Annotated in this window: 23 protein-coding genes; 9 read left to right on the top strand and 14 right to left on the bottom strand. The window is 69.4% G+C overall.

What is annotated here, in order from left to right:
- Positions 1 to 192 precede the first annotated feature (192 nt).
- Together moaCB and ACWIGI_RS16740 are read left to right on the top strand one after the other, a co-directional pair.
- Entirely contained in the window at positions 193 to 1,371 is a 1,179-nt protein-coding gene (gene moaCB, locus ACWIGI_RS16745; RefSeq protein WP_454203285.1) for a bifunctional molybdenum cofactor biosynthesis protein MoaC/MoaB, read from the top strand.
- Positions 1,364 to 1,792 (top strand): molybdenum cofactor biosynthesis protein MoaE, encoded by a 429-nt coding sequence (locus ACWIGI_RS16740; RefSeq protein WP_454203284.1) that lies wholly within the window; start codon positions 1,364 to 1,366, stop codon positions 1,790 to 1,792. The genes moaCB and ACWIGI_RS16740 overlap by 8 nt, the downstream gene beginning before the upstream one ends.
- A gap of 124 nt (positions 1,793 to 1,916) precedes the next feature.
- Here ACWIGI_RS16740 and ACWIGI_RS16735 read toward each other — a convergent pair whose 3' ends face one another.
- Entirely contained in the window at positions 1,917 to 3,281 is a 1,365-nt protein-coding gene (locus tag ACWIGI_RS16735) for a uracil-xanthine permease family protein (RefSeq protein WP_454203283.1), read from the bottom strand.
- Positions 3,282 to 3,462: 181 nt separating this feature from the next.
- On the opposite strand from ACWIGI_RS16735, the gene pucL reads away from it, so the two are divergent.
- Entirely contained in the window at positions 3,463 to 4,383 is a 921-nt protein-coding gene (gene pucL / locus ACWIGI_RS16730; RefSeq protein WP_454203282.1) for a factor-independent urate hydroxylase, read from the top strand.
- Between the two features lie 212 nt (positions 4,384 to 4,595).
- On the opposite strand, the gene ACWIGI_RS16725 is transcribed toward pucL, so the two are convergent.
- On the bottom strand, positions 4,596 to 6,299 hold the full coding sequence (locus ACWIGI_RS16725) for a PucR family transcriptional regulator ligand-binding domain-containing protein (RefSeq protein WP_454203281.1): 1,704 nt from the start codon (positions 6,297 to 6,299) through the stop codon (positions 4,596 to 4,598).
- 113 nt (positions 6,300 to 6,412) lie between these two features.
- Here ACWIGI_RS16725 and ACWIGI_RS16720 point away from each other — a divergent pair, with 113 nt between their 5' ends.
- Positions 6,413 to 7,579: a CobW family GTP-binding protein gene (locus tag ACWIGI_RS16720; RefSeq protein WP_454203280.1), complete on the top strand. Its 1,167-nt coding sequence runs from the start codon at positions 6,413 to 6,415 to the stop codon at positions 7,577 to 7,579.
- A gap of 576 nt (positions 7,580 to 8,155) precedes the next feature.
- Here ACWIGI_RS16720 and ACWIGI_RS16715 read toward each other — a convergent pair.
- The 5 genes from ACWIGI_RS16715 to ACWIGI_RS16695 all read right to left on the bottom strand — a co-directional run bounded on the left by ACWIGI_RS16715 (position 8,156) and on the right by ACWIGI_RS16695 (position 12,210).
- Positions 8,156 to 9,151 carry a sulfate/molybdate ABC transporter ATP-binding protein gene (locus ACWIGI_RS16715; RefSeq protein WP_354985049.1) on the bottom strand — a complete coding sequence of 332 codons (996 nt, stop codon included), beginning with the start codon at positions 9,149 to 9,151 and terminating at the stop codon, positions 8,156 to 8,158.
- Positions 9,148 to 9,957, bottom strand: a complete 810-nt coding sequence (gene cysW, locus ACWIGI_RS16710; RefSeq protein ID WP_354985048.1) for a sulfate ABC transporter permease subunit CysW — start codon at positions 9,955 to 9,957, stop codon at positions 9,148 to 9,150. Before cysW ends, ACWIGI_RS16715 begins: the two co-directional genes overlap by 4 nt.
- Entirely contained in the window at positions 9,954 to 10,850 is an 897-nt protein-coding gene (cysT, locus tag ACWIGI_RS16705; protein WP_454203279.1) for a sulfate ABC transporter permease subunit CysT, read from the bottom strand. The genes cysW and cysT overlap by 4 nt, the downstream gene beginning before the upstream one ends.
- A 35-nt stretch (positions 10,851 to 10,885) precedes the next feature.
- On the bottom strand, positions 10,886 to 11,926 hold the full coding sequence (locus ACWIGI_RS16700) for a sulfate ABC transporter substrate-binding protein (protein WP_454203278.1): 1,041 nt from the start codon (positions 11,924 to 11,926) through the stop codon (positions 10,886 to 10,888).
- A gap of 194 nt (positions 11,927 to 12,120) precedes the next feature.
- Positions 12,121 to 12,210 carry an Ms4533A family Cys-rich leader peptide gene (locus tag ACWIGI_RS16695; protein WP_324192512.1) on the bottom strand — a complete coding sequence of 30 codons (90 nt, stop codon included), beginning with the start codon at positions 12,208 to 12,210 and terminating at the stop codon, positions 12,121 to 12,123.
- A gap of 65 nt (positions 12,211 to 12,275) precedes the next feature.
- Here ACWIGI_RS16695 and ACWIGI_RS16690 point away from each other — a divergent pair, with 65 nt between their 5' ends.
- Complete coding sequence (locus ACWIGI_RS16690) at positions 12,276 to 13,331, top strand: M48 family metallopeptidase (RefSeq protein WP_454203408.1); 1,056 nt, start codon at positions 12,276 to 12,278, stop codon at positions 13,329 to 13,331.
- Positions 13,332 to 13,355: 24 nt separating this feature from the next.
- Here the strand turns inward: ACWIGI_RS16690 and ACWIGI_RS16685 are convergent, their stop codons facing one another.
- Both ACWIGI_RS16685 and ACWIGI_RS16680 read right to left on the bottom strand, forming a co-directional pair.
- Entirely contained in the window at positions 13,356 to 13,610 is a 255-nt protein-coding gene (locus ACWIGI_RS16685) for a hypothetical protein (RefSeq protein ID WP_454203277.1), read from the bottom strand.
- A gap of 151 nt (positions 13,611 to 13,761) precedes the next feature.
- On the bottom strand, positions 13,762 to 13,998 hold the full coding sequence (locus ACWIGI_RS16680; RefSeq protein WP_454203276.1) for a hypothetical protein: 237 nt from the start codon (positions 13,996 to 13,998) through the stop codon (positions 13,762 to 13,764).
- Positions 13,999 to 14,063: 65 nt separating this feature from the next.
- Between ACWIGI_RS16680 and ACWIGI_RS16675 the strand changes: the two genes are divergently transcribed.
- Entirely contained in the window at positions 14,064 to 16,118 is a 2,055-nt protein-coding gene (locus tag ACWIGI_RS16675) for a glycoside hydrolase family 15 protein (protein ID WP_454203275.1), read from the top strand.
- A 65-nt stretch (positions 16,119 to 16,183) separates the two neighbouring features.
- On the opposite strand, the gene ACWIGI_RS16670 is transcribed toward ACWIGI_RS16675, so the two are convergent.
- From ACWIGI_RS16670 to lepA, 3 genes are all read right to left on the bottom strand, one after another.
- Positions 16,184 to 17,968, bottom strand: coding sequence for a hypothetical protein (locus ACWIGI_RS16670; RefSeq protein WP_454203274.1), 1,785 nt, complete (start codon positions 17,966 to 17,968; stop codon positions 16,184 to 16,186).
- A gap of 23 nt (positions 17,969 to 17,991) precedes the next feature.
- Positions 17,992 to 20,157 carry a hypothetical protein gene (locus ACWIGI_RS16665; RefSeq protein WP_454203273.1) on the bottom strand — a complete coding sequence of 722 codons (2,166 nt, stop codon included), beginning with the start codon at positions 20,155 to 20,157 and terminating at the stop codon, positions 17,992 to 17,994.
- 365 nt (positions 20,158 to 20,522) lie between these two features.
- Positions 20,523 to 22,514, bottom strand: coding sequence for a translation elongation factor 4 (gene lepA, locus ACWIGI_RS16660; RefSeq protein WP_454203272.1), 1,992 nt, complete (start codon positions 22,512 to 22,514; stop codon positions 20,523 to 20,525).
- 134 nt (positions 22,515 to 22,648) lie between these two features.
- On the opposite strand from lepA, the gene ACWIGI_RS16655 reads away from it, so the two are divergent.
- On the top strand, positions 22,649 to 23,686 hold the full coding sequence (locus tag ACWIGI_RS16655) for an alpha/beta hydrolase family esterase (protein WP_454203271.1): 1,038 nt from the start codon (positions 22,649 to 22,651) through the stop codon (positions 23,684 to 23,686).
- Here ACWIGI_RS16655 and ACWIGI_RS16650 read toward each other — a convergent pair whose 3' ends face one another.
- On the bottom strand, positions 23,687 to 24,538 hold the full coding sequence (locus tag ACWIGI_RS16650; protein WP_454203270.1) for a lysophospholipid acyltransferase family protein: 852 nt from the start codon (positions 24,536 to 24,538) through the stop codon (positions 23,687 to 23,689). It abuts the gene before it with no gap.
- 65 nt (positions 24,539 to 24,603) lie between these two features.
- Between ACWIGI_RS16650 and ACWIGI_RS16645 the strand changes: the two genes are divergently transcribed.
- Both ACWIGI_RS16645 and ACWIGI_RS16640 read left to right on the top strand, forming a co-directional pair.
- Complete coding sequence (locus tag ACWIGI_RS16645; RefSeq protein WP_454203269.1) at positions 24,604 to 24,774, top strand: hypothetical protein; 171 nt, start codon at positions 24,604 to 24,606, stop codon at positions 24,772 to 24,774.
- Between the two features lie 173 nt (positions 24,775 to 24,947).
- Entirely contained in the window at positions 24,948 to 25,523 is a 576-nt protein-coding gene (locus ACWIGI_RS16640; RefSeq protein ID WP_454203268.1) for a type II toxin-antitoxin system PemK/MazF family toxin, read from the top strand.
- A gap of 165 nt (positions 25,524 to 25,688) precedes the next feature.
- On the opposite strand, the gene ACWIGI_RS16635 is transcribed toward ACWIGI_RS16640, so the two are convergent.
- A complete protein-coding gene (locus tag ACWIGI_RS16635; protein ID WP_454203267.1) occupies positions 25,689 to 26,468 on the bottom strand; it encodes an aquaporin in 780 nt (259 codons plus the stop codon).
- Between the last annotated feature and the right edge of the window lie 13 nt (positions 26,469 to 26,481).

Raw genomic sequence — 26,481 nt, 5'->3', positions numbered from 1 at the left:
CCCGGGGTTCCGGTGCGCCCTACGCGCTGCGCCCCGGCGAGTATCCCGACCGGCTGTGCAGACCCCGGTGCTGCGGCGCGGACTTCGGCGCCGACGGCATTCGCACTCACCAGCTCGATCCGCCCGCGGTGAGGCCGAACCCCGGGCCGCCCCGTGCGACCCGGGCGCGGGACAGTGCCTACGCTTGCGGGTATGAGTGAGTTGTCGCATGTCGACCAGGAAGGTCGCGCGCGCATGGTCGATGTGAGCGCGAAGGCCGACACCGCGCGCGTCGCGGTCGCGGCCGGCGAGCTGCACACCACCGCGGCGGTCGTCGCGCTGGTCCGCGCGGACGACATGCCCAAGGCCGACGTGCTGACCACCGCGCGCCTGGCCGGGATCAACGGGGCCAAGAAGACCTCCGAGCTGATCCCGCTGTGCCATCAGCTGGCGCTGTCCTCGGTGAACGTGAGCTTCGGATTCACCGCGGACACCATCACCATCGAGGCCGTGGCCAAGACCAAGGGCCCGACCGGCGTGGAGATGGAGGCGCTCACCGCGGTCGCGGTGGCCGGGCTCACCCTGCACGACATGATCAAGGCGGTGGATCCGGCCGCGACCCTCAACGGGGTGCGGCTGCTCACCAAAGACGGTGGCAAGCGCGGACATTGGGAAAGGTCGGCGGCGACGTCCGGCGCGCCGGACAGCGACGTCGCGCCGCTGTCCGACGCGAACACCCCGCCGCACGACGCCGGGGCGGACTCGGGCGGCACGCGAGACTCGGAAGCGCCTGCCGGGCGGGCGGGCGAGCACGCGCGGCGGCACGGCGATGTTTCCGGTGCCCGAACTGACGTGAAAAGTGCCGTGGCGCAGACTGATTCCGGCACGGCGCCGCTGGACGAGTCGGGCTTCGGCGCGGGACGTCCGGCCGTGGTGCTGGTCGCTTCGACCGGCACGGCGGCCGGTACGCGCGTGGACACCACCGGCCCTGTGCTCGCCGAATGGCTGGGCGGACTGGGCTTCTTGGTGCGCGGGCCCCTGGTCTACGCCGACGCCGACATCGCCTTCGGCCTGGCCGAGGCGCTGTCGGGCGAACCGGCGCTGGTGATCAGCACCGGCGGCACCGGCGCCTCCCCCACCGACGGCACCCCGGAAGCGACACTGGCCGTGCTGAATCGAGAGCTGCCGGGCGTGGCGGAGTCGATCCGGCAGCGCGGCACCGCGAAATTCCCGCTCGCGGCCCTGAGCCGGGGCGTCGCGGGCCTGGCCGGGAACACCGTGGTGGTGAACCTGCCCGGCTCACCGGGCGGGGTGAAGGACGGCATCGCGGTACTGGAACCGCTGCTCGATCATCTGCTGGCCCAGGTGGCCGGAGGAGGCAGTCATGAGTGAGGGCCACGCGCTGCTCGCGCGCATCAGCGATCAGCCGCTGAATCCGGACGAGGTGGAGAAGTCGGTGACCGGCCCCGAGCACGGGGCGGTCGTGGTGTTCACCGGCAAGGTTCGCAATCATGATGGCGGGCAGGCGGTTTCGGCGCTGGAGTACTCCGCGCACCCCGACGCCGAGAAGTTCCTGGCCCGGGTCTGCGCCGAGGTGGCGGCCGAGTCGGGCCTGCCCGTGGCCGCGCTGCACCGGATCGGCGCGCTCACCATCGGCGATATCGCGATCGCCGTGGCGGTCGCGGCCCCGCATCGCCGCGAGGCGTTCACCGTCTGCGCCGATCTGGTGGATCGCATCAAACACGAAGTGCCCATCTGGAAGCGGCAGCTCTTCGCCGACGGCATGTCCGAATGGGTGAACGCCTGCGGGTAGAGCGGCTGTCGGACGCACGGACCCTGCGGCAGAAGACAGCCGAGGCCGCGGGTTCCGGCGGCGCCGAGGTGAGAGCGCACGGCGCGGGAACCCGCGGCCTCGTCCCCGATGAGAAGGCGGGGCTTCAGGCGGCGACCGGGTCCGGCGGCACCGGATCTACCGGTTCCGGATCGGTTGTGCCGCGGGCAATCTCACCCAGCTTGGTGTGATTGAAGAGCAGGTTCAGGCCGAACACGGTGACGGCCGCGAGGGTGATGCCGCTGTTGAGCAGAATCTCCGCCGCGCTCGGGAACCGGTCGAACATGCCCTTGGTCAGGACCGGCACCAGCCCGACGCCTACGGCGACCGCGACGATGCCGAGGTTCACCCGATCGGTGAGATCGGCCCGGCGCAGGATGCCGATGCCGATGACCGCGATCGTGGCGAAGAGCATCAAACCCACCCCGCCCACCACGGGTTTCGGCACCGCCGCCACGACGGCGCCGATGCGCGGAACCGCCCCGAGCAGCACCAGGATCGCGCCGCTGACCGCCGTCACGTAGCGGCTGTACACGCGGGTGCCGGCGACCGCGCCGACGTTCTGGTTGAAGACGGTGTCGATGAAGGAGTTGAACACGCCCGCCAGGATCGCGGAGAGCCCGTCGCCGACCAGGCCGCGCGCGATATCCGCGTGCCGCAGGGGTTTTCCGGTGATCTCGCCGATCGCCAGCATGCTCGCGGTGGACTCGGCGAAGACCACGGCCACCACGATGCTCATGGCCACGACGGCGGTCAGCGGGAACTCCGGCGCACCGAAGTAGAACGGGTGCGGGACGCCCAGCCACGCCGCGTCCGAGACGCCGTCGAGCCGCACGAGTCCCATCGGAACGGCGATCAGCACACCGGCGACCAGCGCGATGAGCACCCCGAGCTGCGACCACACCCCGCGCCCGAGCGTGGTGCACGCGAGCGCGATGAGCAGCACCACCGCGGCCAGGGCGATGTTCGACGGCGCGCCGTAGGTCGCCGACTTCGGATCACTACCGACGATCAGCCCGCCCGCGACGCCGATGAGCGAGATCCCGACGACCGTGAGCACCGTGCCGCTGACCAGCGGCGGGAAGAACCGCACCACCTTGGCGAACGGCCAGGCCAGGGCGACGCCGAGCACTCCGCCGACGAGCATGGAGCCGTACACCGCCGGGAGTCCGTATTCCTTGGCGATGAGGATCATCGGGCTCATGGCGACGAAGGTCGCGCCGGTGACGATCGGCAGCCGCGCGCCCGCGAAACGTCCGAGCCCGAGGCTCTGCACCAGCGTGATGATGCCCGCGACCAGTAGATCCGCGCTGATCAGCATGGCGATCGTCGACTTGTCCAGGCCGACGGCGGCGCCGAACACCAGCGGGACCGTGACGCAGCCGGTGTACATGATCAGCACGTGCTGGATGCCGAAGGCCAGCAGCCGATGCCAGGGCAACCGGGTGTCGACGGGGTGGGGCGCGGTCATGGTGCCTCCTTGCGGCGCGTCGGTTCCGGTCAGGCTAGGCAGCGGCGACGGGACGGCGGTTTGTCGAAAAGCACTGATACCGGGCCCGGCGGACGCGGCGTTTTGTGCTCGGAACCAGCGTGTGCGGCGGCGGGGATGGGCCACAGTGGGGCAAGGTGATCATCGACCACGGGAGGCGACCATGTCCGAACTGTCCGGCAAGATCGTGCTCGGCCCGCACCAGTACGGCAAGGCCGAGAACCGGGTGGTGCGCATCTACCGCGACACCGCCCGGCATCGTATTCGCGACTTGAACGTATCGTCCTGCCTGCGTGGGGCTTTCGACGACGCGCACACGGTGGGCGATCAGGGCGCGGTGCTGCCGACCGACTCGCAGAAGCAGACCATCTTCACCTACGCCAAGACGCACGGTGACGGCAGCGTCGAGGAGTACGGGCGGGCGCTGGCCCGGCATTTCGTGAACGACGTCGAGCCGGTGGAGTCCGCGCGCATCGAGATCGAAGAGTTTGCGTGGCAACGGGTTCCGGTCGACGGTGTGGGCCACGACCACACCTGGACCCGGCTGGGCCCGGAGGTGCGCACCGCCGCGGTGACGGTGAGCGGTGCCGGAAGCGCGCAGCGGGAGTGGGTGATCGGCGGTTTCAAGGACCTGGTGATCCTGAAGTCGACCGGTTCGGAGTTCACCGGCTTCCTGACCGACGAGTTCACCGTGCTGCAGCCCGCCGCCGACCGCGTGCTCGCCACCTCCCTGACCGCCCGCTGGCGTTTCGCCGCCGACCCGGCCGACTGGGACGCCACCTACGCCGGCATCCGCTCGACGATGATCACCACGTTCGCCACCCGCCACTCGAAAGCCCTGCAGCAGACCCTGTTCGACATGGGCAGCGCGGCCCTCGAGTCCCACCCCTGCCTCGCCGAGATCCGCCTGTCGGCCCCCAACAAACACCACTGGTCCTTCGACATAGCCCGCTTCGGCGCGGAGAACAACGGCGAGGTCTTCTACGCCGACGACCGCCCCTACGGCCTGATCCACGCGAGCGTCCTGCGCGCCGACGCCCCCGACGCGGGCACCGCCTGGAACCCGTACACCGGCCTGGCCTGAATCCGCCCCGACGAACGCGACCCACGAGCCGGCGGCCGACGGCGGCAGGGCTCGCCCGCCGCCCGGGCAATCGCGCCCGATCGAACCGTAATTCATATGCGGTGCAGAGGCATTCGGTTGGCCGAGCCGCGAATGAGGTCCGCAGGTGACCGGCCACCGCGCCCGCACCGGCCGCATGCTTCGCTCTCTAGCGACCCGCCGAGTTGCGGACTTCACTTCTCGGCGAGGGCTGCCCGGCCCGAGAGGGTCCGGACGGCCAGGTAGAGGTCGAGGCGGTCGTCGAGGCGGTTCGGGTCGCGGCCGGTCAGGTCCGCTACGCGGCCGATCCGGTAGCGAACCGTGTTCAGGTGCAGGTGCATTCGGGCGGCGGACTCGCGCCAGGAGCCTTCGCAGGCCAGGAACACCTCGAGGGTGTCGAGCAGGCCGGCGTTGTTCTTGCGGTCGTAGTCGAGCACGGGGCCGAGCACGCGTTCGGCGAAGCGGCGGCGCAGGCCGCCGGGGACCGCGGTGAAGAGATCGGCGGCCGTGTCGAGGTCGGCCGCGCGGACGGTGATCGGGCGCTCGTCGTCGCGGACGGTGGCGGCGGCCGCCGCGGCGGCCACGGCGCCCGACATCGATTCGCCGGGCTGCCTGGCGCTGACACCGAGGGTCAGCCGAATCCCGTTGAGCGCGGGGGTCAATCGCCCGAGGCGGCGGCGCAGGTCCCGGACGACCTCGTCCTGCGCTCCGGCGCACACACCTACGAGGCGGCCCTCGTGGTCGACGCTCGTCGTGACCCCAGGGAGTGCATCGTGCAGCGCGGCGCGGACGACGGCTACCGCATCGGCGCGCTCGCATGCGCTGCCTCGGCCCGCCTCGACCATGTGGCCCGGATCATTGGAGTGGGGACCTCCTGAATCACCACCGGGCACGGTCCCTCCGCTACCGCGTGTGCGAACCGGAGCGTGGCCGAGCGAGATTTCCGCGCTGTCGGGCGCGCGACCCGGAGCATTCCTCGGATCACCATCGGAGAGGACCGAGGCGACCCCGAAGGGGAACGGATGGGCGGCGGCGGAATGGACGCCGGGCAGCTGGACCTCGCAGACCAGCGCGACCGTCGACGCGGCGGGTCGATCCGCATGCGGGGCGGGGAAGCGGTCGGTCAGTTCCCAGTCCAGGTGCAGGCGGTCGGCGGCGCGGCGGCGATAGAGCTCGGCGACGGCGGCCAGATCCGCGGCCACGGGAGCGGGGTCGGGGGTCGAGGGGCGAACCACCAGGTACCAGGCGGTCATTCGGTCGCCGGTGCCGACCTGGAGTACTCGCATCGCCCCGGCGGTGACGGCGGGGAGGCGGGGGGCGCCGAGGGCGGTGGCGACCACGGGGTCGAGTTCGTCGTCGGTCAGGGGCGCGGTGCCGGCGACGACGCGGCCGGTGGCCGTGACGAGCCAGGCCGAGATCCGCTGGGCGGCGGCGACATCCGCGAGGAGCTCACCGACCTCGCTGCCGCCCGCCACCGCGGCGAGCAGCCTGCGCTGCTGTTCGGCGTCCGATCGCACGCGCCCCCAGCGCGCCTCGGCGGCCTGCTCCGCCAGATGTTCGACGACCCGGCTGAAGGGCACGCTCTGCGGGGAAGCCAGCAGCGGCAGGCCGCGCCGCTCGCACGCGGCCACCACGTCCTCGGGCACGTGCCCGTGCAGCGCGCGGCCCGCGACCACCCCGGCCACGCCCGCCGCGTCGAGCATCGCGATGTAGCGGTCCGAGTCGCCCGGCGCGTGCCGCCACACCAGCCCGGTGCACACCAGCGCGCCCGGCGTCACGAACGGCCGCGGATCGGGCATGTCGGTCGTGCACACGCGGGCGACCGGCCGTTCGAGGGCGGCCTCGTCCCCGTGCAGCAGCCGCATGCCCAGCTGCGGCGCGTCGAGAATGTCCCGCACCCGCACGGCGCACCTCCGATTCGGTCGAATGTCCGACACGCTAGGACGCCCGTATTTCCGCCCCGTTTCCGCCATGCTGCGGGCGCCGCACAGCCCCTCGGTAGGGTGGCCGAGTGAGTCGGCGCATCCCTGTCCTGATCGTGGCCGGATTCCTCGGTGCCGGGAAGACCACCCTGCTCAACCGCCTGCTGCGCCGGCGCGACCTGCGAATAGGCGTGGTGGTCAACGACTTCGGCGCGGTGAACATCGACGCCATGCTGGTCGCGGGCCAGGTCGACGCCATGGTCTCGCTCGGCAACGGCTGCGTGTGCTGCGCGGTGGACGTCACCGAACTCGACGACCTGTTCACCAAGCTCTCGCATCCGAAACAGAAGATCGACGTCATCGTCGTGGAGGCGAGCGGCCTGGCCGAACCGCGCAACCTCATCCGCATGGTGATCAACAGCGAGAACCCGCGCATCCGCTACGGCGGGCTCGTCGAGGTCGTCGACGCCGAGCACTTCGCCGAGTCCCGCGCCCGCCATCCCGAACTCGCCACCCACCTGCGCATGGCCGATCTGGTGGTCCTCAACAAGTCCGATCGCGTCACCCCCGAGGCCCTGCACGCGCTGCGCACCGAGATCACCGACCTGGTCGGCCAGGTGCCCGTCTACGCCACCACTCGCGGCCACCTCGAGCCCGGCCTGCTCTTCGACATCCCCGCCCGCGACGCCCGCGAGCCCCGCGTCGGCGAGCAACTCAGCTTCGACGAACTGCTCTTCGCCGCCGACGGTGACACCGACCGCGACAGTCACGGCCACGATCAAGAATCCGCCCTCGATTCGGCCGACTGTCACGACACGGAATCCCATGGCGCCGAAGGCCACTCGTGCACCGGTACCCACTCCCACCCCGGACACCGCCACCTGCACGACGACTACACCAGCGTCTCGTTCACCTCCGCCACTCCCCTGAACCCCCGCTCCCTCGTCGCCTTCCTGGAAGACCCGCCCGCCGGCCTGTTCCGGGCGAAGGGCGTCCTGTCCTTCGCCGTCCCCGAGGACCCCCGAAAGTTCGTCCTGCACATGGTCGGCCGCCACATCACGATTACCCCGACCCCCCGCCCCCGCCACGAACCCCCGACCACCGACCTCGTCCTGATCGGCACGACCCTGAACTCCGCCGACGCGACCTCGCGCCTGGAGTCCACCGTCCACACCGACCCCACCCCCCTGGACGAGAACGCCCTCCTCCCCCTGTGGCGCTACGCCCCCACCGACCTGGAGTCAGCCGACAGCTGAGTCCCCGCCCTGCGGAACACATCTCGCCCGATTCCCGTGCCCCACCACGGGCGCTGACCTCCCGACCGGTCGAGACGCGGCCGACCGTTCGGCCGGGCGATAGGGGTACACCGTCTCGCCGAAGTGATCCAGGGCCTCGATGTCCGCGGGCGGCAGCGATGCGCACGGACGCGAACCGCGCGCTGCGGCCCAGCGTCCCGGCACCCGGATGACCGTCGTCGCGTCGACACAGGCAGCATGCTTGGCGACGTCGTGTGCGGCCCGAGACGTGCTCCGACCCTGCGGCAGCTACCCGCCGTGTGGGGTGGATTTCCGGCAAGACATGGGATCGGCTCTGCGGCAGAGCATCTGCGGACGGACCAGACAGCGGTCGAGTTCGGCGGGCATGCGCGTCCCGGTCCATGGACACCAACGAGCCGACCCGATGATTGCGCGAGAATCAGCACCGCCTCGGCCACGCCGGCGACCCACTTCATCCGCCGCGGCGGACCTGCCGCCTGCCCCGGCCGCAGTCGAACCGGTAGCGAAAGGCCCGGCCGCGACGGTTCAGTCACGGCCGGGCCTTCGGGACATGTCTCAGGAAACCGGGAGCTCCGGGATCCGGGTCGCGCGGGCGTACACCGTCTCACCGTCGGCCAGGTGCAGGGCCTCGGCGTCACCGCGGGTCACCTGGGCGGTGAACAGGTCACCGGTGGCGGCGTTGCGCAACTCCACGCGGACCTCGAAGCCCAGGTGCACCACGCGCTCCACCGTCGCGCGGGTGACGCCCGCCGACTGCGCGGTGCCCTCGTGCGCGGCCAGGGCCATGCTGGGGTCGCGGCCCACGCGAATGTCGTGCGGGCGGACCAGGTGGCCGTTGAGCTTGGCCACCGCGCCCAGGAACGACATGACGAAATCGTTGGCCGGACGGTCGTACACGTCCTCGGGCGTGCCGACCTGTTCTATGCGGCCCTTGTTCATGACCGCGATCCGGTCGGCCACGTCCAGCGCCTCTTCCTGGTCGTGCGTGACCAGCACCGTGGTGACGTGCACTTCCTCGTGCAGTCGGCGCAGCCACTGCCGCAGATCCGCGCGCACCTTCGCATCGAGCGCGCCGAACGGCTCGTCCAGCAGCAGCACCTGCGGGTCCACCGCGAGCGCGCGGGCCAGGGCCATGCGCTGACGCTGACCGCCGGACAGCTGCGCCGGGTACCGGTGCTGGAAACCGTCCAGGCCGACGATCTCGAGCAGGTCGTCGACCTTCTTCTTGATCTCCGGCTTGGGCCGCTTGCGGATCTTGAGGCCGAAGGCCACGTTGTCGCGCACGGTCATGTGCTTGAACGCCGCGTAGTGCTGGAACACGAACCCGATGTCGCGCTTCTGCGGCGACACCCGGGTCACGTCCTTGCCCGCGATCACCACCACGCCGCTGTCCAGCGATTCCAGGCCGGCGATCGAGCGCAGCAGCGTCGACTTGCCCGAACCGGACGGGCCCAGCAGCGCGGTCAGCTCACCGGAGGGGATCTCCAGGCTGACGTCGTCGAGAGCGGCGAAGGAACCGTAGTTCTTGTTCGCATTGGTCACGGTGATCATTTGGCAGTGCCCCGCTTGCGTTCGAGGAGGGTCATCAGGAGAAGGACAACGATGGCGATGGCCATGAGCAGGGTCGCCGCGCTATATGCGCCGAATGTGTTGTGGTCGTCGATGTAGCGGCCGTGCACCAGCAGCGTCAGGGTCTGCGACACACCGGGCAGGCCGGTGGACACCATGATGACCGCGCCGAATTCACCGAGCGAACGCGCCACGGTGAGCACCACGCCGTAGGTCAGGCCCCAGCGGATGGCGGGCAGGGTGATACGCCAGAAGGTCTGCCACCGCGACGCGCCCAGGGTGGCCGCGGCCTGTTCCTGGTCGTCGCCGATCTCGTGCAGCACCGGCTCGACCTCGCGCACCACGAACGGCAGCGTGACGAAGATGGTGGCCAGCACCATGCCCGGCAGACCGAAGATCACCTTGATGCCGTGGTTCTCGATACCGCCGAACCAGCCGTGCACACCCCACAGCAGGATCAGCGACACACCGACCACGACCGGCGACACCGCGAACGGCAGATCGACCAGACCCTGAACGAGGTTGCGGCCGGGGAACTTTCCACGCACCAGCGCGATGGCGGTGAGCACGCCGAAGATCACGTTCACCGGCACCACGATGGCCACGATGATCAGCGAGAGCTGGAACGCCGACTGCGCGGCGGGTGTGGTGATCGAGTCGAAGAACGCGCCGATCCCACGTTCGAAGGTGCGCCACAGGATGATCACCAGCGGCAGCACCAGCAGTACGGCCAGGTAGCTCAGCGCGACCGTGCGCAGCGAGATACGGGCCCAGGGAGCGAGTTTCATCGCGCCTCCTGCTCCTTTCGCGCCGTGCGATCGGCGAAGATGCGCAGCACCAGCAGGGTCAGGAAGGAAATCGCCAGCAGCACAACCGAGACCGCCGCGGCGTTGACCGGCCGGTCGACCTCGATCTGCTGCTGGATGTACTGCGAGGTCATCTGCGTCTCGCCCGGGATGTTGCCGCCGATGAGCACCACCGAGCCGTATTCGCCGATGGCGCGGGCGAAGGCGAGCCCGGTGCCGCTGATGATGGCCGGGGCCAGCGTCGGCAGCAGCACGGTGCGGAAAGTGGTCCAGTTGTCCGCGCCCAGCGACGCGGCCGCCTGCTCCACTTCCTTGTCGACCTCCATGAGCACCGGCTGCACCGAGCGCACCACGAAGGGCAGCGTCACGAAGGCCAGCGCCACGATGATGCCGGGCTGGGTGGCGTTGAGGTGGACGCCGACCGGGCTCTGCGGCCCGTACAGCGACAGCAGCACGATGCTGGCCACGATGGTGGGCAGCGCGAACGGCAGGTCGATGAGCGCGTTGACGATCCCCTTGCCGGGGAACTCGTCGCGGACCAGCACCCAGGCGATGAGGGTGCCCATGAAGACGTTGATCAGCGCCACGATGATCGAGACGAAGATCGTCACCTTCAGCGAGTCGATCGCCCGGGGGGCGGTGACCGCGTCCCAGAAGCCGGACCAGCCGTCCTCGAAGGAATTGACGGTGAGAGCCGCCAGCGGCAGCAGCACCATGATGCTGAGCCAGAGCACCGCCGTGGCAATGCCGAGCGGACCGACCGAGCCGGTCACCCGGAGCCACGACCGCGGATCGCGGCCGCTTTTCACGGGTTTCTTGGTTAGCGAAACGCCGGGACCGGACACGGTCCCGGCGTTCGTGCTGCTGTCACTCACGGTATCGAGTATCGCTTGTGCTTCAGGTCACTCGACTACTTGGTCGCCTTGTCGTAGATGATGGCGACGCTGCCGGTGCCCTGCGCGAAGAGTTCCTTGTCGACGGTCTTCCAGCCACCCAGGTCGGCGATGGTGTAGAGCTTGGCCGGGGCCGGGAAGTCCTTGGCGAACTCGGCGGCGACCTTCGGGTCGACCGGACGGAAGCCGGCCTCGGCCCAGGCGCGCTGTCCGGCCTCGGTGAACAGGAAGTCCTTGAACGCGGTGGCCTTGGCGGCGTTCTTGCCGTTCTTGATCACGGCGACCGGGTTCTCGATCTTGAAGGTGATCGGCGGGTTGATGTGCTCGATCGGGTCGCCGTTGCGCTCGGAGAAGATGGCCTCGTTCTCGTAGCTCAGCAGCACGTCACCGGTGCCCTGCAGGAAGGTCTCGGTGGCTTCGCGGCCCGACTTCGGCTGCACCTTCACGTGCTCCGGGGAGACCAGCTTGGACAGGTAGTCCAGACCGGCCTGCGGGTTCTTGCCGCCCTCGCTCTTGGCCGCGTACGGGGCCAGCAGGTTCCACTTGGCCGAGCCCGAGGAGAACGGGTTCGGGGTCACGACCTCGACGCCCGGCTTCAGCAGGTCGTCCCAGTCCTTGATGCCCTTGGGGTTGCCCTTGCGAACCACGATGGTCACGACCGAGCCGAAGGGAATTCCCTTGTTGGCGTCGGCATTCCAGCTCGCGTCGACCAGACCGGCATCCACCAGGCGGGTGATGTCGGGCTCGACGGAGAAGTTCACGATATCGGCCTCGGCGCCGTCCTTGACCTTGCGGGACTGATCGCCCGAGGCACCGTAGGACTGCTGGACCTGCACACCCTTGCCGGCGTCGGTCTTGTTGAAGGCCGGGACCACCTTGTCGTAGCCGGGCTTCGGCACCGCGTAGGCGTAGAGGTTGATGGTGCCGCCGCTGCCGTCGGCCACGCTCTCGTCGGTGGAGTCGCTCGCGCCGCCGCTGCACGCGGTCAGGACGGTGGCGGCGACCGCGGTGAGGGCGACAGCGAGGGAACGGCGCGAGAGCCGCGAGCTGGGGGACATCTGGGTGGACCTTTCCGGGGGCCCGTCGTGCGAAAGCTGCTCGACGGGAAGAAGATTCGTACTGCCGTAGACCCGTCCCCGGACAAAGGGACGGTGACGCGAAGACCCGGGAGGGTCCGCCGGGATTCGAACACAGGCCACAGAGGTGCGCGCGCCAGTCTACTCAGAGATGTGCGGCGGTGTTCGGTCAGCGATCAACGACAGTGAATGTCCGCGACCACGAGGCAGCCCACAGCGATCAACGCCAATTCATGGCGGACCTGGGGAACAACACTCGACGACACGCGGCAGACTGTAGCAGAGCAACGCGATACGTCGCGACTCACTGTGAACCTGCACACGGGGGAAGATCATGACCAGTCCCGCACGACTTCGCCGGGAATTTCCCGGAATATCCACGCGCGCTTGGGAACACCCGGCCGACCGGACAGCGCTGGTGATGCTGCGCTCGCTGTCGGGCTTCGACCTGGTGCTGCGCACGCTGTCCGGCCTGCTGGCCGAGCGACAGCACCGGCTGCTCTACCTGGCGACCGCGGTCCGGGTGGACGAACGCCAGTTCAAACAGGTGCATCACCTGCGCCAGGACGCCGTTCGCATCCTGGACGCGCGGACCACGCCGGAGATGTTCGTCCTGCAGGATCCGCACGCCAACGCCTTCACCATCGGCATGGACCGGCCGTTCATCGTGCTGACCACCGGCCTGCTGGATCTGCTCGATCCGGAGGAGCTGCGCTTCGTGGTCGGGCACGAACTCGGGCACGCGCTGTCCGGGCACGCGGTGTACCGGACCATGCTCATGCATCTCATGCGGCTGGCCTCGAACGTCGGCTGGATGCCGGTGGGCGGCTGGGCATTACGGGCCATCGTGGCCGCGCTCATGGAGTGGAGCCGCAAGTCCGAGCTGTCCGGCGATCGCGCCGGACTGCTCGTCGGGCAGGACGTGGAAGCCTCGGTGCGGGTGCACATGAAGCTGGCGGGCGGCTCGCGCGTGGACGAGATGAGCCACGCGGCGTTCCTGGCCCAGGCCGACGACTACGCGCGCTCGGGCGACCTGCGCGACGGCGTGCTCAAACTGCTGAATCTGGAACTGCAGACGCACCCGTTCTCGGTGCTGCGCGCGGCCGAGCTGCGGCGCTGGATCACGAGCGGGGACTACGACCGGATTCTGGACGGGCGCTACCCGCATCGTGATCAGGACAAGACCGCGAAGGTCAGCGATCAGATGCGCGAGGCGGCGCGGTCGTATCGGGCGAACTTCGATCAGTCGGAGGATCCGCTGATCCGCACCGTGCGCAACCTGGGCCGCGACGCGGCGGCCACGGTCGGCACGGTGGGTCAGGAGGTCGGCGAAACCGTCACCAAGATCGGCAAACGGTTCAGCGAATGGCGGGACGCTCAGGGGTGAGCTGACCGGGAACGTCGAGGGTGACTATTCGTCGCCCTCGACCACCGGCGGGGTCTCCAGGATGTCGAGAATCCACTCCTCGGTGGCGGTCTCGGCATCGTCGTCGTCGGGGCGGATGCGGTTGCCGAGCCGGACGCCCAGGCCCAGCAGCTGCGCCGCCTTGACCATTTCCAGGGCCTCGTCGGGGCCGCACAGGTGGGTGGCGATCAGGCGCGGCTCATCCTCGAAATCCTCTTCGGACAGCAGCGTCTCGAGTTCCAAGCCTTCATCGGTTGACATGGTGCAGCAGCGTACGCGCAGCATTCGCCCGACAGGGAGGGAAGTCCGATTCGCCCGATGAACAGCCGGCGAAATCAGCGCGTGAAGAACCAGGCCACCACGAGCAGGACGAGCAGCGCGATCAGGGCGAGCTGGACGCGTGAACGCGGCATCAGGCGGCTTCCTTCTTCAAACGACGCGGCGCGGCGGCGGGCGCCGCGGCCTCCTGAACAGCCACGCGATCCCGGCCCAGCACATGCAGCGCAAAACGCAGCACCCGGTCCAGCGCGTAGGCGATGACGAAACAGACCGGCACCACGGTGACGAGCACCACGGCGAACTGGGGGACGAAGGGCAGACCGGCGACCCACAACTCGACGCCGTCCCACCATCCTGCGATCCGATGCACGACATCAGCCTAGGCCGCGGACCTCATGGTGGACGATTCGGGCTGATCGGACAGAAGATGGGGGTATGGAGTCCTTCGACGAACCGGAGTACGACGACAAGCCCCGCCGCGGGGACAACCCCGCCCTCGACGCCGTCACGATCGGCCCGCCCAGGGACGCCGTGGAGCGGCCCGACACCCCGATCACCGACGACTACCTGCCCTCCGCCGTCGGCCCGACCTCGCACAAATCCCCGTTCCCGCCGATCGACGACTACGCGTTCCTGTCCGATTGCGAGACCAACTGCCTCATCGCGCGCAACGGTTCGGTCGAGTGGATGTGCGTGCCGCGCCCGGACTCCCCCAGCATCTTCGGGGCCGTGCTCGACCGCAGCGCCGGGCACTTCCGGCTCGGCCCGTACGGGCGCAATGTGCCCGCCGCACGGCGCTATCTGCCCGGCGGGCTGATCGTGGAGACCACGTGGCAGACCGAGACCGGCTGGCTCATCGTGCGCGACGCGCTGGTGCTGGGCCCCTGGCACAACAACACCCAGCGCAGCCGCACCCACCGCCGCACCCCTATGGACTGGGACGCCGAGCACATCCTGCTGCGCACGGTGAAATGCGTGAACGGCGTCGTCGAACTCGAGGTGAGCTGCGAACCCGCCTTCGACTACCACCAGGCTCCGGCCCGGTGGGAGTACAGCGGCGAGGTCTACGAACAGGCCCGGGCCACCTGCAACATCGAGGGCCTGGCCACCCTGACCCTCACCACCGACCTGCGCCTGGGCCTGGAGGGCCGCGAAGCCCGGGTACGCACGCGGATGAAGGAGGGCGACGAGGCGTTCGTGGCGCTGTCCTGGTCCGAGTTGCCGCCCCCGCGCACCTTCGCCGACGCCGCGCAGAAGATGTGGACGACCATCGAATCCTGGCGGCAGTGGATCACCCTGGGCCGGTTCCCGGATCATCCGTGGCGCGGGTACCTGCAGCGCAGCGCACTCACCCTCAAGGGCCTGACCTACGCGCCGACCGGCGCGCTGCTGGCCGCCGCCACCACGTCGCTGCCGGAAACCCCCGGCGGGGAACGCAATTGGGACTACCGCTACACCTGGGTGCGCGATTCGACGTTCGCGCTGTGGGGCCTGTACACCCTCGGGCTCGATCGCGACGCCGACGACTTCTTCGCCTTCCTGCACGATGTGACCACCGGCGGCAACGGCGAACCGCTGCCGCTGCAGGTGCTCTACGGCATCGGCGGGGAGCGCGAACTCACCGAGGTCGAACTGCCACACCTGACCGGCTACGACGGCGCGCAGCCGGTGCGGATCGGCAACGGCGCGTACAACCAGGATCAGCACGACATCTGGGGCACGCTGCTGGATTCGGTGTACCTGCACGTGAAGTCACGCCAGCAGGTCCCGGAAACGTTGTGGCCCATGCTGGAACGGCAGGTGCAGGCGGCGATCAGCAACTGGGACAAGCCCGATCGCGGCATCTGGGAGGTACGCGGGGAACCGCAGCACTTCACCTCGTCGAAGGTCATGTGCTGGGTGGCGCTCGATCGCGGCGCGAAACTGGCCGAGTGGCACGGGGAATACGACTACGCGAAGAAGTGGCACGACATCGCGGATCAGATCCACCAGGACATCCTCGATCACGGCGTCAACGCCGACGGCGTCTTCACCCAGACCTACGGCGGGGACACCCTGGACGCCTCGCTGCTGCTGGTGCCGCTGCTGCGCTTCCTGCCGCCCACCGACCACCGGGTGCGCGCGACCGTGCTCGCCATCGCGGACGAACTCACCGAGAACGGCCTGGTGCTGCGCTACCGGACCGCCACCACCGACGACGGCTTGCTCGGCGAGGAGGGCTCGTTCACGATCTGCTCGTTCTGGCTCGTCTCGGCCCTGGTGGAGATCGGCGAGCTCGACCGCGCCCGCCAGCTCTGCGAACGCCTGCTCGGCTACGCCAGCCCCCTGAAGCTGTACGCCGAGGAGATCGACACCCGCACCGGCAGGCACCTGGGCAACTTCCCCCAGGCCTTCACCCACCTGGCCCAGATCAACGCCGTCATGCACGTCATCCGCGCCGAGGAGTCACACAACGCGGGCCAGTTCAACCCGGCCCACCCGGGCCGGTGAGATCCGCTCGAAACGACGGAACCGGCCGCATCGCAGCCGGTTCCGTGGTTCGTCGAGCCCGTTGATCAGTACGGGCGGGCGTCGCCCTGGGCGTCGGCGCGCTCCCGGAGGTCGCGCAGGCGGACCAGGGACGACTCGATCTCGGTGAGGCGCTGTTCGCGGCGCTGGCCCGAATGCACGGCGGCGGCCTCCTCGGCGGCGCGCAGCGACGCGTCCACCGACCGCAGCGTCTCGTTGGCGATCTCGGTGAAATGGTCACGGAGACTGCGCTGTACCCCGCGCAGGCGGTACCGCGACTCCTTGCTCACCTGGAAGATCACGTCGTCCATGAGCCGCGCCACGGCCACCTTCGCCTCGGTCTGACGGCGCTGGCGGCGGGCCTTGCGGTCGTCCCAGAGCGCGTTGACGCCCAGCAGCACGCCCGCGCCCGCGGAGTACCAGTTGACCAGCGACATGCCCAGCAGGCTGGTGGCCAGGCCGACCATGAGGATGCCGCCGTAGGAGCCGCGCAGCGCGCTCAAAGCCTGTTGCGTGACACTGGGTTTCGCGCTGTCCAGGGAGTCGATGGGCGCGACCGGTTCCAGCACCGCCCCGACCTCACCCGGATTGTCCAGGCGCAGTTCGGGTGTCGGGATGCCCCGGTCCGGGAACTTCGCCGCCACCTGTTCGGCCAGTTCGACCGAGCGGTAGTGGGCGATGACGAAGTTCTCCTCCACCGCCTCGCAGATCTTCGCGTCCAGCTCGGCCCCGAACTCGGGCCAGCGCCGCGCCGGATCGCGCTGCATGATGTCGGCCTCGGCGTCGCGAATGAGACTGCGCAGGCGATGGCGCAGATCGTGTTCGGTGTCCGCCATCAGCTCACCCGCGCCATCGGCCAGGGTGACCTGCCAGTTGGCCGACCGCTGGCGCAGCTGCTCGGCCTCCTCGCGGGTGCGGCGCAGCTGTTCGGTGATGACGCTGTACCGGCGCGGGTCGCGCAGCGTCTCGGCCTCGGTGCGCAGCGAGAGCGCCAGATGATCGGTGATGAGCCCGATGTCGCGGACGGCGGCTTCCGCGGCCACCACGTCGGCGCGCCCGAGCACGTAGTCGCGCAGATGGTCGAGCAGTTGCGGCACACCGGATTCCAGATCCAGCTGCTGGTCGCCGGTGGCCACGGCCTGCTGGTGCAGGCGCGCCGAGGCCGGCGCCACCGCGAAGGCCAGTTCCGCGGCGTCGAGCAGGCGGCGATCGTGCTGCTGCACCTGCGGCCACTGCGGATACTGGTCGATCTTGTTGAGCACGCAGATCACCGTCGGGCACACCTGCTGAATGCGCTTGAGCTGGTTGATCTGATCCGCGGTGAAGGGTTTCACCGCGTCGGCGACGTAGAGCACGGCGTCGGCGACCGCGAGCAGCGACCAGGTGGCCGGGGTCTCCGCGGGCGAACCCGGCGCGTCCAGCACCACGAAGCCCTCGGCCAGCAGCGGGCTCGGCGCGGTGTACTCGGCCCGGATCACGCCCTCGGACAGCGCGTTCAGCGCGTACTCGGCGTCGACGACCTGTCGTTCGGCGCGTCCGCCCGCCGCGACCCGCACCAGCGTCGCGGTGGCCTGTTCACCGTATTCGGCGACCACGGGCACGCTGAGCTGGCCTTCGGTGGCGCTGACGGCGGTCCCGACCAGGCTGTTGACCAGCGTGCTCATCCCGCTCTTGGACTCACCGACCACGACCAGGCGCACGCGCGGATCGGCCAGCCTGGCCCGGGCGACGCCGAGCCGTCCGGCCAGATCGGCCCGGCCCGCGCTGTGCACCGGCTCGAGCAGTTCGTCGAGCAGGCCCAGCAGCGGACCCATCGCATCGGGGTTCTTCACGGCGATTCGATGTTCGGCGTCGCTCACAGCAGCGCGTGGTCGTATGCGCCGTGTACCTCGTAGTGCGATTCGGCGAAGGTTTCGGGCATGAGGTGGGTCGACAACCCGCCATCGTGCAGCAGGTAGGTGGACAGCGGTGCGGTGTCGGCCGCGACGGGCACCAGCCCGTGACCCGAATCCTGTACCTCGGCAACCGGTTTGACCGGCTTGGGCACGTCCGGCACCGGCTTGGGCTGGGTGGTCATGGGGTTCACCGTCGGCACCGTCGGCGCGGGCTGATCCAGCGAGACGCTCGGCTGATGGGTCGGCGCGTCCACGGTGGGCGCGACGGTCGGCACCGTCACGTCCGGGTCGGTCACCACCGGCGGCTTGGTCGGATTGCTGACCGAGGGCTGCTGCGACGGCCCGGTGTCCACGTCGTGCGGACGGGTGGTCGGCGGGGTGGTGTCGTCCTGGCTCGGCACGCTCGGGCGGGTGGTGACGCCGTCGTCCTCGGACAGATCGGGCTTGGTGGTCACCTCCGGCGCGGTGGTCGGCGGGACCAGCGTGACACCGGGCAGCTTGGTGGTGGACGGATCGCTGACCACCGGCGGCTTGGTGATCGTGGGCACCGACGGCGCGGTGGTGAGCACCGGGTCCTTGGTCGGCACGCTGATCGAGGGCACGGTGGAACCGGGAATGTCGGTGACCGGCAACGGTTTCGCGACCACGGTGCCCGCGTCGTCGTGCGACCCGGGCCCGGTCGTGGTCACCGGAGGCCGGCTCTGCTCGAACAGGGTCGGCGCGATCGCGGCGGGCGCGGTCAGCGGCGACTGGGCCGGCATGGTCAGCAGATTCGCGATCGGCTGGGTGGCGGCGTCGGGCTGGATGGTGGTCTGCAGCGGGGTGGTGACCACCGGCTGCGCCACGGCGACCGGGGCGACCGCCGCCGGAGCGACCACGGCGGGCACCACGGGAGCGACGGGCGCGATCTGCGCGGCGGGCGCGACCGGAGCCGGAGCGACGGGTGCGACCGGAGCGGGCGCGAGCGCGGGCGCCGGAGCCGCGGCGCCGGGCAGGCCGAAACCACCGGCGGGCGCGGCGCCCGGGGCGGGCGCGGCACCGCCCGCGGCGCCGGGCGAGACTCCGCCGGGAGCCGAACCCGGCGCACCGGCCTGCGCACCCGGGGCGGCGCCGGCGCCCATCGCGCCGTCCGCAGCGTGCTGACCGACGGCCGCGGGCGCGTCCGCCGCGCGCGCACCCGAGGCCAGGGGCTGCCCGGACTGCTCGAGACCGGGGGCGGGGGCGCCGCCGGGGATGTGCGAAATCCCCTGTCCGAGTTCCTGTCCGAACTGATCGAGCTGATCGCCGACGTTGCCGAAGCCGATGTCGACCTTCAGATCCGACTGGAATCGGATCCCGTCGAGTCCGACGTGCGCGTCAACGCTCCAGTCGGTGCGGATGTAGAGCCCGAGCTGATCGAGGTCGAGTCCCTCGGGGAGTGAGGGGTTGCCGAAGTCGCCGCCCAGCTCCGGCGGCCGGTAGCCGCTGCCGAGGCCCGGCATGTGCACGCCGCCGTCGGGTCCGGGCAGGTTCAGTCCGGGCAGCGAGAAGCCCGCGCCCGGTTCCATGCCGGGCAGGGTGAAGCCGTGACCGCCGCCCGGCAGCGAGAGTTCGGTGTCCCCGGCGCCCGCGCCGGGCAGGGCCATCTCGGCGTCGGAATCCACGCCGGGCAGGGTGAAGCCGGCGTTCGGGTTCGTGTTCGAGACCGGCAGGGTGAAGCCCGCGTCGGAATCGGGTAGGCCGAGTCCGCCGAAACCGGCCATGCCCGCGCTGCTCGCCGAGGACTCGCCCATGGACTGCGGGAAGAGCCCGGCGTCGGTGCCCTTGTAGCCGGGCAGCGCCACCGGCGAGACGGCGCCGTAGTCGGCCTGCGGCATGTCCGAGGGGGTGAGGTCGGGGAACGTGAGGGTCGGGCTGGGTACGTCGGGTTGCGGGTCGTTCACCTGCGACCAGCCGACGTTGCGGCTGTCGTGGTTGATCGGGGGCTGTTCGCCGCGGCTGCCCGCCGCGGCCACGAGCGCACCACCGGTGACATACGCGCCTGCCCTCGTCACGCGCGCGACACCGGTGGCAATGCGGTACGCGGTGTCGCCCGAGTACTCGTCGCCGGCCCCGGTTTCGTCGTCGAAGGGCAGCTCACGCGTCATACAGGCTCCGCTCTCGATGATCCGGCGGCCCACCGCGGCGGGCCGCCGTCCTCAAACTCGTTTCACACCCTATTTCCGGATAACCGGTCTGTCACATCCTCCTGGTAGGAGACGTAGTGCCCAGTGGTGCGAGACATAGCTTGTCATCCTGCATATCAGGACGGAAGCCCCTGATTTCCCCTGACTAGCGAACCGGCCGCTTCCCTGTCCAGCTGCTCAGCTCACTCCCGTACCAATCGGCTTGTTTTCTAACTTTTTCCTATCGATCCGACTACCCCCGCGCCCCAAAGGTGCGCATCGGCCCTGGATACGCAACGTGCCCCGCCATCCGGAGACGGCGGGGCACGCGGGGGATGCGAGCACCCCTACTTCTTGGGCTTCTCCGAATCGGTGGACAGCGCCGCCACGAAGGCTTCCTGCGGCACCTCGACCCGGCCGATGGTCTTCATGCGCTTCTTGCCCTCCTTCTGCTTCTCGAGCAGCTTGCGCTTACGGCTGATGTCACCGCCGTAGCACTTGGCGAGCACGTCCTTGCGAATCGCGCGAATGTTCTCGCGCGCGATCACCTTCGAGCCGATGGCCGCCTGGATCGGCACCTCGAACTGCTGACGCGGGATGAGCTCGCGCAGCTTGGTGGTCATCTTGTGCCCGTACGCCTGCGCGGCGTCCTTGTGCACGATCGCCGAGAACGCGTCGACGGCCTCGCCCTGCAGCAGGATGTCCACCTTCACCAGCTGGGCTTCCTGCTCGCCCGCCTCCTCGTAATCGAGTGAGGCGTAGCCGCGGGTGCGCGACTTCAGCGAGTCGAAGAAGTCGAAGATGATCTCCGCCATGGGCAGGGTGTAGCGCATCTCGACGCGGGTCTCGGACAGGTAGTCCATGCCGAGCAGCTCGCCACGCTTGGCCTGGCACAGCTCCATGATCGTGCCGATGAATTCGCTGGGCGCGATGATGGTGCACTTGGTGATCGGCTCGAAGATCTGCTTCAGCTTGCCCGGCGGCCAGTCCGAGGGGTTGGTGACGATCTTCTCGCTGTTGTCCTCCTGGATCACCCGGTACACCACGTTGGGTGCGGTCGAGATGAGATCCAGGTCGAACTCGCGCTGCAGGCGCTCGCGGGTGATCTCCATGTGCAGCAGGCCGAGGAAGCCGCAGCGGAAGCCGAAGCCCAGGGCCACCGAGGTTTCCGGGACGTAGGTCAGCGCGGCGTCGTTGAGCTGGAGCTTGTCCAGGGCGTCGCGCAGGTCCGGGTAGTCCGAGCCGTCGACCGGGTACAGGCCGGAGTAGACCATCGGCCGCGGATCCTGGTATCCCGCAAGCGCTTCGGTCGCGCCGTCGCGCGCGATGGTGACGGTGTCGCCGACCTTGGACTGGCGCACGTCCTTCACGCCGGTGATGAGGTAGCCGACCTCGCCGACGCCGAGACCCCGGGTGGGCTTGGGCTCGGGCGAGACGATGCCGATCTCCAGCAGTTCGTGCTGCGCGCCGGTGGACATCATCTTGATCTTGGTGCGCGGGGTCAGCTTGCCGTCGACCACACGCACGTAGGTGACGACGCCGCGGTAGGTGTCGTACACCGAGTCGAAGATCATGGCGCGGGGCGGGGCGTCCGACTCGCCGACCGGCGCGGGCACCTCGGCGACGACCTTGTTCAGCAGTTCGGCCACGCCGACGCCGGTCTTGCCCGACACGCGCAGCACGTCGTCGGGCTCGCAGCCGATGATGTGGGCGATCTCGGAGGCGTAGCGATCCGGGTCCGCGGCCGGGAGGTCGATCTTGTTCAGGACCGGGATGATGTGCAGGTCCTTGTCCAGGGCCAGGTACAGGTTCGCCAGGGTCTGCGCCTCGATGCCCTGCGCGGCGTCGACCAGCAGGATCGCGCCCTCACAGGCTTCGAGCGCGCGCGAGACCTCGTAGGTGAAGTCGACGTGCCCGGGGGTGTCGATCATGTGCAGGACGAAGTCCTCACCGTCGACCTGCCACGGCAGGCGCACGTTCTGTGCCTTGATGGTGATACCGCGCTCGCGCTCGATATCCATGCGGTCCAGGTACTGCGCGCGCATGGCCCGCTCCTCGACCACACCGGTGAGTTGCAGCATGCGATCGGCCAGCGTCGACTTCCCGTGGTCGATGTGGGCGATGATGCAGAAGTTCCGGATCCGCGACGGATCGGTGAACGTCGTGTCGGCAAAGCTGGGCACGGGGCTCCTGGTCGCAAAGGGGATTCGGCGGCCTCCATATTCCCACGCGACCGCACGGCCTCCGCTCCCAGGTCGGATCCCCTCCCGATTCGCCGCCGGCGCCGCGGGGCCCGGTCCGCGGAGCGTGTCGGCGCGCGCCGGCCACGGTCTGCGCATACCGGCACGGCTCCGGGTCCGCGCGAACCTCGCCCTGAAAGCCCCCATCACGAATATGGTTTATTTGCAAAAGCATTCGGTTACGGAGCGATTGTTCGACCACTCGCGAAGTGGGCCGGTGCAACCATTTTTCAATGATCGGCACAGACGATTCCCGGCCGGCGGACACCCGGCATTCGCGCGGCACGAACGGCAAGCGCTCGGCACGAACAGCGCTTCGGGCATCGCGGATGCTGGTCGTGATCGCCGCGGTGGTGACCAGCCTCATAGTGGGTACCGACAGCGCACACGCGGACAGCCCGGTGGCATCGCCGGGTTGCGCCCTGCCACGGCCGGCCGCCGGGCCCTCACTTGCGCGCTTCTCGGCCGAAGACACGACCGGCGGCTACATCCGGGACATACCCGCCGCGGCGAACACGCGGCCGATGCCGCTGGTTCTCGATCTGCACGGGAACTCGGAGTCGCCGGCCCTGGAGCGGCTGACCACCGGTCTCGCGGAACTCGGTGACACCCGGGGATTCGTCACCGTCACTCCGCAGATCGGCGAATCCTTGTTTCCGAGCTGGGATCTGGCCGAGGGGAGCACCTTCTTCGACTACATGGGCGAACTCATCACGCATATCGGCGCGACGGTGTGCATCGACGAACGCCGCGTGTATGCCACAGGCTTGTCGATGGGCGGATTCGCGGCAACGGCGCTGGCCTGCCGGCTCTCGGACCGCATCGCCGCCGTCGCGGCCGTGGCCGGAATGAGCCGGTTTCCGTGGTGTGATCCGAGCCGGCCCGTGCCGCTGCTCGCGTTCCACGGCACGGCGGATCCGCTGGTCGCCTACGAGGGCGGCCTGGGCTCCCTGATCCAGAACCGCGGCATCGAGCTCACCCAGGAGCTTCCGAGCATTCCCTCGATAGCGGCCGCCTGGGCCGGCGCCAACGGCTGTGGGACCGAACCGATCGACGAGCGGATACCGAGCGATATCGTCGCGCGCCGATTCCCGTGCGCGGGCGACGCCGATGTCGCCCTGTACACGGTGGTCGGCGGTGGCCATACCTGGCCGGGTTCGCGCACATCGCTCTACCCGTCGGCTCTGGTCGGTCCCACCACGAACTCGATCAGCGCGACACGAATCATGTGGGATTTCTTCGATGCGCATCCGCTGCCCGAGCGCCGTTGACTACCGGGCGATCGCCTCGCGCAGACGACCCCGGAGCGTACGGCCGCGATCCCGGTCCCGCACCGCGAACAGGTAATTCAACTCCTTCTCCAATGCCACCTGCACGACCTGCCGCAATTCCTCGGCGCGGTCCAGGTCCTCGGCTCGCCACGCCGAGGCGTCGATCGGGGTGCCGACCGAGAAGTAGAAGCGCTGCGGTTTGGGCAACAACGTCGGCCCCAGACCCCGGAACACCGGTGGCATGAGCGTCGGCCGTTGCCTTCTTCTGGCGATCCAGCGCATCGGCGCCATGATCGGGTGCTCGCCGTCGATCACGACGTCGTAGGCATCGTTGGCGCCGACCATCGCCACCGGAATGATCGGCACGCCGGCCTCGATGGCCGCGCGAGCGAAGCCGTTGCGGCCCTCCCATTTCAGGGTGTACCGCTCATGTTTGCGCCGAAACGCCTCGCGTGATCCGCCCGGAAGCACGAGGACGAGTTCGCCGAGTTCGAGTAGCGCCCTGAGGTTTTCGCGGCTGCCGCGCACGGACCCGACCCGCTGCGCGAGACCTCGCAGCCGTGCCGACTCCATCAGTCCGTGATCGCCGAGACCGCGAATGACGCGACCGTGCAGGCGGACGATCTCCTGGATCAGCAGCCCGCAGTCCAGCGCCACCAGCGAGTGGTTCGCGACCAGCAGCGCCGGCCCCGTCGCCGGAATGTTCTCCAGGCCGTGGAACCGTGGGCTGACCCAGGCTCGCATCGGTGTGGCGAACAGATTGATCGGCCCCAACCCCGCCGGGCCGATCGGTATGGAGGTCGGAGCCCCGTCGCTGAGCGACCATGCGAGCCCCTTGCCGGTGTCGGTCATTACATCCCCTGTCGTCACTGAATCCACCCATCAGTGTTGAACTACGTTGTGCAACAACGTGATTCATGAACGAACCCGGATCCGCGCACACCGCGCCAACCGCCGAACAGCCACCGAGCCGCGAATACGCCGACGCGCTACGAATCATCATGGCCGCCAACGAGTTCGACTGGAGTCGAGGGATGCTCACGCAGCGTTGCGGCATGGAAGAGAACCGAATTCTCTTTGGAGAGTAGAGTATTCTCACTTGCCCGACAACCGCCCGACGCCCCCGGCGAGTGTCGCGTACGCCACTGCGCACCGCCTCACTCCGGCGCGGACGGCGGCAGCCCGGGCGTGGCCGCGCCATCCGGGCCCGATGAGAAGGGAGCAGATGAGAACCTGGCTCGTCGCCGCTAGGCTGCCCGACATGGCCGGCAGGTGGAACGCTCTGGGGAAGCAGTTGGGGATCGTAGCCAAGGAGCAGGGTTCCCAGCTCGTCAGGCAGCAGGCGCCCAAGTTGATCGGGCGGGTACAGAAGTCATCGGTGTGGGACAAGGCGATGCGGGCGGTCGCGCCCAAACCGGCGCCGCCGCGGGTGCGGCCGCGGGCCTCAGCGGGTGTGCCGTCCGCGGAGCGCGCGCGGCTCATCGTCTACAGCCCGCAGCTGGACGGGCGCGCGGATCCCGGTGAGATCGTCTGGACCTGGGTGCCGTACGAGGAGGACCCGAGCAACGGCAAGGACCGCCCGGTGCTGGTGGTCGGCCGCGAGCGCGATCAGCTGCTCGGGCTGATGCTGTCCTCGAACGAGGACCACGAACACCACTCGAACTGGGTGGGCATCGGGTCGGGCCCGTGGGACAACCAGGGCCGTGACAGCTGGGTGCGCCTGGATCGGGTGCTCGACGTGCCCGAGGCGGGCATTCGCCGCGAGGGCGCGATCGTGCCGCGCAAGACCTTCGACCGGGTCGCGCACCGGCTCTGCGCCGAATACCACTGGCACTGAACCGAACCATCGAACTGCGGAACGGGACAACTGATTTCGTATGGTTCGGGGTAACTCCCCGGGTACGCCCGGCACCGGTTGCGCGCACGACCGCAGGCACGCGTTGCCTGCGGTCGACGGCTCTCTGCCGGGCGCTGAGTTCCCGGGGAGGCGGCCCAGCCCAGCTCAGCTCAGGGGATTGCGCGAGCGTCCGAAGAGCGCGCTGTACACCAGCGAGCCGAGCACGCCGCCGATCAGCGGGAACACCAGGAACACCCACAGCTGCCCGGCCGCGCCGTCCTGATAGAAGGCAACCGCCAGGCTGCGGGCGGGGTTCACCGAGGTGTAGTCCACCGGAATCGAGACCAGGTGGATGACGGCCAGGGTGAGGCCGATGCACAGCCCCGCCAGCGGCACATCCGACAACTGATCGGTGGAGGCCAGCACCACGAACACCAGCAGCGCGGTCAGTACGACCTCGACCGTGATGGCCGCGGCCAGCCCGTAGCCGTTGGTGGTCACCCCGCCCAGCTCGACCGCGGACGGCGAGTGCGCGCCCCAGCCGTTGGCGGCGAGCCCGTCCTGCGCCCGGTCGTACGAGGGCAGGTTCTTGGCGATGGCGTAGATGACGGTGCCACCGGCCAGACCGCCGAGGAGCTGCGCCACCCAGTACCCGCCCAGCGTGGCGACGCTGATGCGGCCCAACAGGAACTGGCCGACGGTGACCGCCGGATTCACATGGCAGCCGGAGATCGGCCCGATCGCGTACACCAGGAACAACAGTGTGAATCCGAAGGCCAGTGCGATGCCGAGCGGACCGACCCGGTCACCGGCCAGCACGGCGGTGCCGACACCGCCGAGCACCAGTACGAAGGTGCCCAGCCCCTCGGCGAACAGCTTCCGGCCCAGTGGGATCGGCCGCAGATCCGATAGTTCTTCGGCGAATTCCTGCGCTGTAGGGGACATGAGCCACCTTCCC

This window comes from Nocardia sp. NPDC055321, assembly GCF_053645575.1.
Note: the sequence above shows the minus strand (reverse complement) of the source record. Positions and strands in the feature narration are given on the sequence as shown.

Coding starts and splice junctions, on each gene's coding strand:
- ACWIGI_RS16715 (WP_354985049.1), bottom strand. CDS start 9,151: ATGATCACCGTGACCAATGCGAACAAGAACTACGGTTCCTTCGCCGCT.
- ACWIGI_RS16700 (WP_454203278.1), bottom strand. CDS start 11,926: ATGTCCCCCAGCTCGCGGCTCTCGCGCCGTTCCCTCGCTGTCGCCCTC.
- ACWIGI_RS16665 (WP_454203273.1), bottom strand. CDS start 20,157: ATGACGCGTGAGCTGCCCTTCGACGACGAAACCGGGGCCGGCGACGAG.
- ACWIGI_RS16635 (WP_454203267.1), bottom strand. CDS start 26,468: ATGTCCCCTACAGCGCAGGAATTCGCCGAAGAACTATCGGATCTGCGG.
- pucL (WP_454203282.1), top strand. CDS start 3,463: ATGTCCGAACTGTCCGGCAAGATCGTGCTCGGCCCGCACCAGTACGGC.
- ACWIGI_RS16675 (WP_454203275.1), top strand. CDS start 14,064: ATGGAGTCCTTCGACGAACCGGAGTACGACGACAAGCCCCGCCGCGGG.
- ACWIGI_RS16650 (WP_454203270.1), bottom strand. CDS start 24,538: ATGACCGACACCGGCAAGGGGCTCGCATGGTCGCTCAGCGACGGGGCT.
- ACWIGI_RS16645 (WP_454203269.1), top strand. CDS start 24,604: ATGAACGAACCCGGATCCGCGCACACCGCGCCAACCGCCGAACAGCCA.
- lepA (WP_454203272.1), bottom strand. CDS start 22,514: ATGCGCAGACCGTGGCCGGCGCGCGCCGACACGCTCCGCGGACCGGGC.
- ACWIGI_RS16740 (WP_454203284.1), top strand. CDS start 1,364: ATGAGTGAGGGCCACGCGCTGCTCGCGCGCATCAGCGATCAGCCGCTG.
- ACWIGI_RS16640 (WP_454203268.1), top strand. CDS start 24,948: ATGGCCGGCAGGTGGAACGCTCTGGGGAAGCAGTTGGGGATCGTAGCC.
- ACWIGI_RS16735 (WP_454203283.1), bottom strand. CDS start 3,281: ATGACCGCGCCCCACCCCGTCGACACCCGGTTGCCCTGGCATCGGCTG.
- moaCB (WP_454203285.1), top strand. CDS start 193: ATGAGTGAGTTGTCGCATGTCGACCAGGAAGGTCGCGCGCGCATGGTC.
- ACWIGI_RS16655 (WP_454203271.1), top strand. CDS start 22,649: ATGATCGGCACAGACGATTCCCGGCCGGCGGACACCCGGCATTCGCGC.
- cysW (WP_354985048.1), bottom strand. CDS start 9,957: ATGAAACTCGCTCCCTGGGCCCGTATCTCGCTGCGCACGGTCGCGCTG.
- ACWIGI_RS16685 (WP_454203277.1), bottom strand. CDS start 13,610: ATGTCAACCGATGAAGGCTTGGAACTCGAGACGCTGCTGTCCGAAGAG.